At 57.3% G+C, this 10,989-nt stretch carries 10 protein-coding genes; all 10 read left to right on the forward strand.

The window, feature by feature from the left end; translation table 11 throughout:
• Window positions 1–53 precede the first annotated feature (53 nt).
• The 10 genes from ERE07_RS11365 (at window position 54) to lysS (ending at window position 10,989) form a co-directional block, all read left to right on the forward strand.
• The gene (locus ERE07_RS11365) at window positions 54–1,178 is read left to right on the forward strand and encodes an ABC transporter ATP-binding protein (RefSeq protein ID WP_130008953.1); all 1,125 of its coding nucleotides are present in this window, start codon (window positions 54–56) and stop codon (window positions 1,176–1,178) included.
• On the forward strand, window positions 1,175–2,239 hold the full coding sequence (locus ERE07_RS11370; protein WP_130008954.1) for an ABC transporter substrate-binding protein: 1,065 nt from the start codon (window positions 1,175–1,177) through the stop codon (window positions 2,237–2,239). The genes ERE07_RS11365 and ERE07_RS11370 overlap by 4 nt, the downstream gene beginning before the upstream one ends.
• The gene (locus tag ERE07_RS11375) at window positions 2,224–3,552 is read left to right on the forward strand and encodes an ABC transporter permease (protein WP_245153659.1); all 1,329 of its coding nucleotides are present in this window, start codon (window positions 2,224–2,226) and stop codon (window positions 3,550–3,552) included. The genes ERE07_RS11370 and ERE07_RS11375 overlap by 16 nt, the downstream gene beginning before the upstream one ends.
• A gap of 6 nt (window positions 3,553–3,558) precedes the next feature.
• A complete protein-coding gene (locus tag ERE07_RS11380) occupies window positions 3,559–4,404 on the forward strand; it encodes an ABC transporter permease (RefSeq protein WP_130008955.1) in 846 nt (281 codons plus the stop codon).
• A gap of 141 nt (window positions 4,405–4,545) precedes the next feature.
• The gene (locus tag ERE07_RS11385) at window positions 4,546–5,547 is read left to right on the forward strand and encodes a TRAP transporter substrate-binding protein (protein ID WP_130008956.1); all 1,002 of its coding nucleotides are present in this window, start codon (window positions 4,546–4,548) and stop codon (window positions 5,545–5,547) included.
• Window positions 5,548–5,625: 78 nt separating this feature from the next.
• On the forward strand, window positions 5,626–6,174 hold the full coding sequence (locus ERE07_RS11390) for a TRAP transporter small permease (protein ID WP_130008957.1): 549 nt from the start codon (window positions 5,626–5,628) through the stop codon (window positions 6,172–6,174).
• Window positions 6,171–7,448: a TRAP transporter large permease gene (locus tag ERE07_RS11395; RefSeq protein WP_130008958.1), complete on the forward strand. Its 1,278-nt coding sequence runs from the start codon at window positions 6,171–6,173 to the stop codon at window positions 7,446–7,448. The genes ERE07_RS11390 and ERE07_RS11395 overlap by 4 nt, the downstream gene beginning before the upstream one ends.
• Before the next feature lie 148 nt (window positions 7,449–7,596).
• Window positions 7,597–8,701 (forward strand): peptide chain release factor 2 gene (gene prfB, locus ERE07_RS11400; protein WP_130008959.1). Its coding sequence is split into 2 segments (ribosomal slippage): window positions 7,597–7,677 and window positions 7,679–8,701, totalling 1,104 coding nucleotides; the frame shifts between segments, so codons are not numbered across the junction.
• Window positions 8,702–8,703: 2 nt separating this feature from the next.
• On the forward strand, window positions 8,704–9,456 hold the full coding sequence (locus ERE07_RS11405) for an SDR family oxidoreductase (protein ID WP_130008960.1): 753 nt from the start codon (window positions 8,704–8,706) through the stop codon (window positions 9,454–9,456).
• 12 nt (window positions 9,457–9,468) lie between these two features.
• A complete protein-coding gene (lysS, locus tag ERE07_RS11410) occupies window positions 9,469–10,989 on the forward strand; it encodes a lysine--tRNA ligase (protein ID WP_130008961.1) in 1,521 nt (506 codons plus the stop codon).

The raw sequence follows: 10,989 nt of genomic DNA on the forward strand, positions 1-10,989 counted from the left end.
GGGGGCGATTCGCACACCGGCTCCTTCCCGGCAGCCAGTAGAACAGGACAACCATGGAACCATCGCGCGTCGAAAATTTCCTGCAGTTCGTCAACGTCAAAAAAACCTATGATCAGAAAACGCTGGTCGTAAAGAACTTCAATCTGGACGTCAAGCAAGGAGAATTCGTCACCCTGCTGGGCCCTTCGGGATCGGGCAAAACCACGGTATTGATGATGCTAGCCGGATTCGAGAACGTGACCAGCGGCACGATTACCGTAGGCGGTAAGTCCATTACGACCACCGCGCCCTACAAGCGCAACATAGGCATGGTGTTCCAGAACTATGCACTGTTTCCGCATATGACAGTGGCAGAAAACCTGGCCTATCCGCTCAAGGTACGAAACCTGCCCAAAACGCAGATCAGGGAGCGCGTCGACCGCTATCTGGCGCTGATAGAGCTTGGTCATTTTGGCGACCGTCACCCCGGGCAACTGTCAGGTGGACAGCGCCAGCGGGTTGCCCTGGCGCGCGCCCTGATTTTCGAGCCCACCCTGGTCCTGATGGACGAACCCTTGGGCGCGCTGGACAAAAAGCTGCGGGAACAGATGCAGTTTGAAATTACGCGTCTGCACAGCCAACTGGGGTTTACGGTCATCTACGTGACGCACGACCAGGTAGAAGCGCTGACCATGTCCAGCCGTATTGCCGTTTTCAACGAAGGCGTGGTACAGCAGTATGCCTCGCCGGATGATCTGTACGAGCGCCCCGCCAACGCCTTTGTCGCCAACTTCATCGGAGAAAACAATCTCATTCCGGCGCTCGCGCCAGAAATCGACGGCAAAATGGCGCGCAGCAGCCTTGAGGGCGGCGCACGCATCACGACCTTCAACGGCAACTGTCTGGTTGGTGCACAGCGCTGCATCGTGTCGGTCCGGCCTGAGAAACTCACCATTCAAACCGATGCAAGGACACTGGATAACCAGGTCGGCGCGCGCTTCATCACCCGGCATTACGTGGGCGACTTCATCCGCTATTACTTCGAGCTGGACAACGGCTGCAAGGTAGCCGTCAAGACGCTCAACGATACGCGCGCGCCAGACCTGGCAAACGGCCAGTCCGCCGTACTGGCCTGGCGCGCAGAAGACAGTTTTGCTTTCCGTAGTGACACCAATCCAGTCCAAGGAGACACGCCATGATAAAACTCAATAAAACGCTGGGGCCCGTTCTGGCGCTCAGCCTGGGGCTGTGGGGCGCAGCACAGGCTCAGGAAACGCTGACGGTCGTCTCGTTCGGCGGCGCCTATGGCGCGGCGCAGAAGGTGCATCAGATCGATCCCTACATGAAAGCCACCGGCAACAATGTGCTGTTCGAAAACTACACGGGCGGCGTGGCGGAAATCAAGGCACAAGTGGAGGCCGGCAAGATACAGTGGGATGTGGTCGACATCGAAACCATAGACCTTGAACGCGCCTGCTCCGAAGGCCTGCTCGAAGTCATTCCGCACGACATCCTGCAGGCGGGCGCCGACGGCACGCCCGCTGAAGAAGATTTCATCCCCGAGGCCCTGAGCAACGAATGCGGGATCGGCGAAATTATCTGGAGCACCGTTTACGCGTATAACAACAAGACGATCGGCGAGAACAAGCCAAGCACCATACAGGATCTTTTCGATCTCAAGAAGTTCCCCGGCAAGCGGGCGCTGCGCAAACGCGCACAAGTCAATCTCGAATGGGCCTTGCTGGCCGATGGCGTCAAACCCGAGGACGTCTACACGGTGCTGGCCACCCCTGAAGGCCAGGACCGCGCATTTGCCAAGCTTGACAGCATCAAAAGCGATATTGTCTGGTTCGATAGCTGGTCCCAGGCGCCGCAACTGCTCAACGACGGTGGCGCCATTATGGTGCAGTCGGCCAACGGCCGCTTCTTCGAAGCGATCAAGAAAGAAGGCAAGCCGTTCACCATGGTATGGGACGGCAATCTGTACGATCTTGATGCCTGGGGCATTGTCAAAGGCACACCCAAACTGAAAGAAGCACTGAACTTTGTCGCCTTCACGACCAGTACCAAAGCGCTGGCCGGGTTTCAGGATGTCGCTTACGGTCCGCCGCGCAAGTCCTCCATGGCCCTTGTTGACAAAGACGTCATCGAGCACTTGCCCAGTTCCCACGTGGACGAGGGACTGAAGGCCGACGGCATCTTCTGGGCGGATTATGGAGAAAGCCTCGGCGAAAAATTCAATGAATGGCTGCTCAAATAAGCAACACCGCCACAAAGATGCAGGCAACAAGCACACCAGGCAACACCTCGGCCCACCTCGCCGCAGCACCGTCGGTGCACGAAGCCGGTACACTGACGCCTGATGAAGTTCGCACCGAAAGGCGCGAACTTCAGCGGCGCAAACGCATTGCGTTTCTGCTTGTCGTACCGTTGCTTGCTTTTATCTTCTTTGCCTTTGTAGCCCCGATTGCGTCCATGCTTTATCGCAGCGTCTACAACCCTGCGGTTGCTGAACTGATACCCGAAACGGTTGCTGCGCTGTCGGACTGGAAAACCGGACTGCCCGACGACGACGCGTTCAAGGCCTTTGCCGGCGAGCTCAGAACTCTGGCGAATGAGCGCAAGTCGGGTACTCTGGCAGCGGCCGTGAACAGGATTCAGCCTGGCTCGTCCAGCCTGATCAACGCCACTGCGCGAAAAATGCGACAGCTTTCGACTGAGGACATCGCATCAAACGGGGCCGCAAAGCTGCGCGAAGCCGATGCCCGCTGGACGCAACCGGGGTTATGGCGCGCCATCAAGGAAGTCGGCCAGCCGTATACCGACGGCTTTTACCTGACCGCCGTCGATCTGGAGCGCAGTGCGGAAGGCGAGCTGCACTGGCGAAAATCCGCGCGCATTTATCTCCAGCTTTATGGCAAGACACTGGGCATCGCCCTGACCATCACGGTATTGTGCATCGTGCTCGGATACCCGCTCGCCTACTACCTTGCCCATGCGCCTCGTCGCATCGCCGGCATGCTGATGGTTCTGGTGCTGCTCCCGTTCTGGACATCGCTGCTGGTCAGAACAACGGCATGGATTGCGCTGTTGCAAACCCACGGTGTCATCAACTCCATACTCGAGGCCATCGGCTTGATTGGGCAACCTCTCGAGATCCTTTATACACGCATGGCCACCGTCATCGCGATGACCCACATCCTGCTGCCGTTCATGATCCTGCCGCTCTATAGTGTCATGCGCGGCATAGACCCAAGCTATGTGCGCGCCGCACTTTCTTTGGGCAGCCGCCCTTGGTCGGCATTTCTTCATATCTTCATGCCGTTGACCTTACCGGGGCTGAGCGCGGGTTCGTTGCTGGTCTTCATTATTTCCGTGGGCTACTACATCACCCCGGCGCTGGTGGGCGGCACAGACGGACAAATGATTTCCAATATCATCGCCTTTCACATGCAGCGTTCCAACAACTGGGGCCTGGCCGCCGCATTGGGCACTTTGCTGCTGGTGCTCATCCTGACGCTGTACTGGATTTACGATCGCCTGATTGGCGCCCGCAATATAAAACTGGGGTAATCGGTCATGGATAGATACCCGGCTTACTATACATGGCGCCAGAAGTCAGGCGCCTATGCGCTCAAGCTTACTGCTTGGGCCGTGCTGTTTTTTCTGATATTGCCTATCCTCATCATTATCCCGCTTTCCTTCAATGCCGAGCCATTCTTCAGCTTTACGCCCGGCATGCTGAAACTGGACCCGGAAGCCTATTCCCTGAAATGGTATGCATCCGTTTTTCATAGCCAGAACTGGCTGCTGGCCATACGCAACAGCTTTGTCATTGGCATTTTCGCGACCCTGATCGCCACCACTCTCGGCACGCTTGCCGCAGTCGGACTGGCCAGCGAGCATATGCCGCTAAGACGCCTCATCACCGCCCTGCTGCTGTCGCCCATGATCGTTCCGCTCATCATTGTCGCCGCCGGAATGTTCTTTTTCTATACGCGCTTCAATCTGGTAGGAACTTATGCCGGCATCATCATCGCCCATGCCGCGTTGGGCGTTCCCTTTGTAATCATTACCGTCACCGCCACCCTGACCGGTTTCGATCAATCGCTTTACCGGGCAGGACTCAGCATGGGCGCGTCGCCGTTGCGGGTTTTCCGCGATGTTGTCATTCCGCTGATCCGGCCAGGCGTCATCTCTGGTGCGCTCTTCGCCTTTGTCACCTCCTTCGATGAAATTGTGCTGGTACTGTTTCTGGCCGGCCCAGAGCAGGGAACCATTCCGCGCCAGATGTTTGCTGGCCTGCGCGAGCAGATCAACCCGGCGATCCTGGCTGTTGCCACCCTGCTCACGGCTGTATCCATTCTTTTGCTGGCAACGCTTGAGCTGCTGCGCCGCCGCGCCGAAAAAATACGGCACGCATAACGCACGCATCAACAACAAGACGCAGCAAATGCCATTATGAGAAACCCTTAATCTCGATTTTTGACTTGACACATGACCATCAGTAAAGTGGCCTAACCCCGCAGAGCATAGCGGATACAACAAAATCAGGAGACAAAACGCATGATTAAGAACACGTCACGCATGTTAGGTATTCTGGGTGCGAGCATCGCCATGGCTTTCTCTGCCAATGCGCTGGCCCAAAGCCCAATTGTCGTCAAATTCAGCCACGTGGTTGCCGACAAGACGCCAAAAGGCCAGGGTGCGCTTAAATTCAAGGAAGTCGCCGAGAAATTATTACCCGGGAAGGTCGAGGTACAGGTATTTGCCAACTCGCAGCTGTTCGGCGATGCCAAGGAAATGGAGGCCCTGCTGCTGGGCGATGTCCAGATGATCGCCCCGTCCTTATCCAAATTCGACCGCTACACCAAGAAACTACAGCTTTTCGATCTGCCATTCCTGTTTGACGACATGGCGGCTGTGGATCGTTTTCAACAAAGCGATCAAGGCAAGGCACTGCTGAACTCCATGACCGACCGTGGTCTCAAAGGCCTGGCCTACTGGCACAACGGGCTCAAGCAGTTGTCCACCAACCGGGACAAGCTGACGCGGCCGGAGGACGTCAAGGGCCTGAAGTTCCGCATTCAGGCATCCGATGTACTCGAAGCGCAGTTCCGGCAGCTTGGCGCCAATCCCCAAAAACTGGCATTCAGCGAGGTTTATCAGGCCCTGCAAACGGGCGTTGTCGACGGCCAGGAAAACACTTGGTCCAACATCTATTCGCAGAAATTCCACGAAGTTCAAAAAACCATTGCGAACACCAACCACGGTGTGATCGACTATATGGTCGTCACCAACGCCAAGTGGTGGGACGGGCTGCCGGACGACGTTCGCCAGGGGTTGGAGCAAGCCATGGCCGAAGCCACCAAGTACGCCAATGATGAGGCCGCCAAGCTCAATGAGCGGGATCGCCAGCTCATCGTCGACGCGAACAAGGCCAAAGTTCAAACGCTGACCAAGGAAGACGTTGCCGCATGGCGCGCAGCCATGGAGCCAGTCTGGAAGAAATTCGAAGACGGCATCGGCGCCGACCTCATCGAAGCGGCCCAGAAAGCCAACAGCTAAGCCGCTGCCTCGCGCACAAGCGGGCCACCTGACCAGGTGGCCCCCTCCTATTCGCATATCCGGCGCACGGAGCCCTTCATGAAACTACGCTGGTTTGAACGCTTCGAAGAGTGGATGATTGCCGCCCTTCTGGCAGCCATCACGCTGATCACCTTCGCGCAAGTCGTTGCGCGTTATATATTCAACTACAGCTTCGTGTGGGCTTTGGAGCTTGCGACCTTTCTGTTCGGCGGGCTGATTTTTCTTGGCATTTCTTACGGCGTTCGCGTTGGCGCGCATATTGGCGTGGATGCCCTGGTCAAGGTATTGCCGCGTAAAGTTGCCTATGTCGTCGGCATCGTTGCCACCCTGCTATGTCTGATCTACACCGTGATTGTGTTTTACGGCAGCTGGATCTACGTAGACAAAATGTACGAAATCGGCATTCTGGCGCAAGATTTGCCCATCCCGCAATGGATCCCGCGGCTGGTCATGCCGATTGGATTTCTATTGTTCTTCATGCGCCTGTTCAAAATTCTTATCGATCTGCTGCAAGGCCGGCGCGTGCAATTGTTGGGCGATGAGGTAGAAGATGCGCTCAAATACAGCAGCGATGATACGTCTGTAATAAGCGGGGAACAAAAATGACAACAACCGCCCTCTTCATCATGCTGTTCGTGTTCATGTTCCTGGGCACGCCTGTGGCCGTTGCGTTGGGCCTTTCTTCGTTGCTGACCATTCTTTTCTTCGGCCACGATTCGCTGGCGTCATTGTCATTGAAAATGTTCGAAACGTCGGAACACTTCACATTGATGGCCATCCCGTTCTTCGTGCTCGCCGGCGCATTCATGACGACCGGCGGCGTGGCCAGGCGAATGATACGTTTCGCCATTGCAGTTGTCGGCCATTTTCATGGCGGCCTGGCGATTGCCTCGGTCATGGCTTGCTGTCTTTTCGCTGCAGTATCCGGCTCATCGCCAGCCACCGTCGTGGCCGTCGGCTCCATCGTCATCGCGGGCATGGTGCGCTCCGGTTATCCCCAGCCATTTGCAGCCGGCGTGGTCTGCAATGCCGGAACCTTGGGCATCCTGATTCCGCCATCCATTGTGATGGTGGTCTACGGCGCCGCCACGGAAACATCGGTGGGGCGGCTGTTCATGGCAGGCGTCGTCCCGGGGCTGACGCTCGGCCTGTTGCTCATGATTGCCATCTACATCGTGGCGCGGGTCAAGAACTACCCACGCCAGCCTCGTGCATCCCTGAAAGAAACCCTGGTAGCCGGCCGCGATTCTTTCTGGGGCCTGATGCTTATTTTCATTATTCTCGGCGGCATTTACGGTGGCGTATTCACACCGACTGAAGCGGCCGCCGTATCCGCCGTCTACGCCTTCTTTGTCGCCGTCTTCATCTATCGCGACATTGGCTTTAAAGAAGTGCCTGACGTGCTGCTGGATGCTTCCAAGGTGACCATCATGCTGATGTTCATCATCGTCAACGCGCTGCTGTTTGCCCATGTATTGACGACGGAACGCATCCCCCAGGCTATCGCCGAGCAAATTGTGGCCTGGGACATGGCAACCTGGCAGTTTCTGATCGTGGTCAATATTCTGCTGCTTGTGGCGGGCATGTTCATGGAGCCCACAGGCATCATTCTTATCCTGGCGCCTATTCTCTTTCCCATCGCCACCCAATTGGGGGTCGACCCGGTACATCTGGGCATTATCATTGTGGTCAACCTCGAAATCGGCATGGTCACCCCGCCCATCGGGCTGAACCTGTTTGTAACCGCCGGCATCACCAAAATGACCATCGGGCAAGTGGTACGCGCCGCATCGCCCTGGCTGTTGCTGCTGCTGAGCTTCCTGATCCTGGTTACCTACGTGCCGGCGGTATCGCTCTGGCTCCCCGATCTGCTGGGCTGATCGCCCTGGACGTCCGCCCCGGCGATTTCCCGCCTGAACGCCGCGCAGCCCCCCTACCCCCTCGCCGTCGGCAACGGCGTCCAGGGGGTGGCGCGCAACAGGTTAAAATAGCAGGTTAGCTCAAGAAATTACCCATTCAGGAACACACATGGAAGCCGAACGCCATAACCAACTCGCCGCCCATCTCGAAGACTACGCCGAGCGGCAAGCTGCCCTTCGGGGGTATCTTTGACTACGATGCCAAGTTTGAACGTCTTCAGGTTGTAAACGCAGAACTCGAAAGCCCCGAAGTCTGGAACGACCCGAAACATGCCCAGGACCTGGGCCGCGAAAAGAAAAGCCTGGACACCATCGTCGGCACGCTCTCCGAGATCGCCGCCAGCCTCGCAGACGCGCGCGAACTCTTTGAATTGGCCGAACTCGAAGACGACGACGACATGATGCTTTCCATTGAACGCGATGCGCAGGCCATTGCTGTGCGCCTCGAAGAACTGGAATTCCGTCGCATGTTTTCGAACCCGGCCGATCCGCTCAACTGTTTTGTCGACATTCAGGCCGGCGCAGGCGGCACCGAGGCCCAGGACTGGGCCTCCATGCTGCTACGCCAGTACCTGCGCTATTGCGAACGCAAAGACTTCAAGGTCGATGTCCTCGAAGAATCCGAAGGTGAAGTCGCAGGTATCAAATCCGCCACCCTCAAAGTCGAGGGCGATCACGCCTTTGGCTACCTGCGCACCGAAACCGGCATTCACCGCTTGGTCCGCAAAAGCCCTTTCGATTCAGCAAATGGCCGGCATACCTCCTTTGCGAGTGTCTTTGTCTACCCCGAAGTCGATGACTCCTTCGAAATAGACATCAATCCCGCGGATCTGCGTGTCGATACCTATCGTGCCAGCGGCGCGGGCGGTCAGCACATCAACAAGACCGATTCTGCCGTGCGGATCACGCACGAACCCACTGGCATCGTGGTGCAGTGCCAGAACGATCGCTCCCAGCACCGCAACCGCGCCGAAGCCATGCAGATGCTCAAATCGCGTCTCTACGAAAAAGAAATGCGCGAACGCATGGCCGAGCATCAAAAAATGGAAGATGCCAAGACCGACGTAGGCTGGGGCCACCAGATCCGCTCCTACGTACTGGATCAAAGCCGGATCAAGGATCTGCGTACCAACGTCGAAATCTCCAACACCCAGAAAGTACTGGATGGCGACCTCGACGCGTTTATCGAAGCCAGTCTCAAACAAGGGGTATAAGCATGCAAGCCACTACCGTTGCCATCGTGACAGGTGCTTCGCGCGGACTGGGCCAGGCACTGGCGATGGGCCTGCTCGGCCCCGACACCTACCTGTGCACCGTTGCCCGCACCCGCAACACGGAACTGGCCGCCCGCGCCGCCCAGTCAGGCGCGCAATTGCAACAGATACAGTGCGACCTGGCCGACCCGGCAGCTGCAGAACAAACCGCAACACGCATCATGGGCAGCCTCCCGACCGACGCCCAGCGCTATCTCCTCATCAACAATGCAGGCATTGTGGATCCTGTCGGCCAGGCAGACCAGCTCCTGCAGGCATCAGCGATCACCGCCGCCCTTACCCTGAACATTACAAGCGTGATGCTGCTGACAGCGGCCTTCGTTCAGGCGTCCAAGCCGCGGCAGGCAGACAGTCGGATACTCAATATTTCATCCGGGGCCGGTCGCAACCCCACCCCTGGCTGGAGCGTCTATTGCGCGAGCAAGGCGGCGCTGGATCATTACACGCGTGTACTGGCCTGCGAAAACCATGGCGTACGGGCGGTTGCGCTCGCCCCCGGGGTGATCGACACAGCCATGCAGCATGCCATACGCGGCGCAGCGCCTGCCGATTTCCCCAATGTGGCCAAGTTCCAGCAACTGCACGAACAAGGCCAGCTATCCAGCCCAGAAGCCACCGCCGCTCGCATACTGCGTTACATTGTCCGCGATGATTTCGGCGACACTGTGCTGGACGACATCCGAAATTACGATTAAGCCTCATCACTCATGAACGACTCAACGCCCAATACGCCCGCCACCGACGAAAACCATTTGATTGCAGAAAGGCGCGGCAAGCTCGCTCGCCTGCGCGCTGAAGGCGTCGCTTATCCTAATGATTTTTGCCCTGATGCACGTGCCGCACACCTGCATCAGGCCTACGACAACCTCGACAAAGACGCGCTTGCCGCTCAGGAAACGCAGGTACGCGTCGCAGGGCGCATGATGCTCAAGCGCATTATGGGCAAAGCCAGTTTTGCGACCTTGCAGGATGGCTCAGGCCGCATTCAGATTTTCCTGGATCGCAACAAACTGGGCGAAGCGTGCTACGCAGATTTCAAAACATGGGACATCGGCGATATCGTTGGCGTGGAAGGCACCATGTTCAAGACCAACAAAGGAGAGCTGTCGGTTCATGCCAGCGCCATCAGACTGCTGTCCAAGTCGCTAAGGCCCCTGCCCGACAAGTTCCACGGCCTGGCCGATCAGGAAATGCGTTACCGGCAGCGTTACGTCGACCTCATCATGGCCGACGATACTCGCCGTACCTTTCTTGCACGAAGCAAGGCCATGGCCAGCATCCGGCAATTCATGGTAGAGGCAGACTTCCTTGAAGTCGAAACACCCATGCTGCATCCCATACCCGGAGGCGCGGCCGCCAAGCCTTTTACGACTCACCACAATGCGCTGGACATGGATATGTACCTCCGCATCGCCCCAGAGCTCTATCTCAAGCGCCTGATCGTGGGCGGCTTTGACCGCGTGTTCGAGATCAATCGCAATTTCCGCAACGAGGGAGTCAGCCCGCGCCACAACCCCGAATTCACGATGATGGAGTTCTACGCTGCCTATACGAACTACCACTGGCTGATGAGCTTCACGGAATCGCTGCTGCGCCAGGCTGCCACAGATGCAACAGGCAGCGCGGTACTTACCTACCAGGGCGAAACAGTCGATCTCTCCCAACCATTTGATCGCCTGACCATTGTTCAGGCCATACAGAAATATACAGAGGGCTACACAGACACCCAATTGCATGATGCAGTATTTCTGCGCCATGAACTGCGCCGCCTGGGCGCCGATATCGATGGACCTGTTCTCGGGCGAGCAGGAACCGGCGCCCTGCAGCTCGCGCTGTTCGAAGAAACAGCCGAAGCGAAGTTGTGGAACCCCACCTTTATCATCGACTATCCTGTCGAGGTCTCGCCACTGGCTCGCGCGTCGGACAAGCAAGCCGATATCACCGAACGCTTCGAACTATTCATCACCGGTCGCGAGATCGCCAACGGTTTTTCAGAGCTGAACGACCCCGAGGATCAAGCCGCGCGTTTTCAGGCGCAGGTCCAGGCCAAAGATGCAGGCGACGAAGAGGCCATGTACTACGACGCAGACTATATTCGTGCGCTGGAGTATGGCATGCCGCCTACGGGCGGCTGCGGCATCGGCATAGATCGACTGGTCATGTTGCTCACCGACAGCCCCAGCATCCGAGATGTCATTCTATTTCCGCATCTGCGGCGGGAAGACTGA

Source organism: Allopusillimonas ginsengisoli, assembly GCF_004153455.1.
In the GTDB taxonomy this organism is placed as follows: domain Bacteria; phylum Pseudomonadota; class Gammaproteobacteria; order Burkholderiales; family Burkholderiaceae_B; genus Allopusillimonas; species Allopusillimonas ginsengisoli.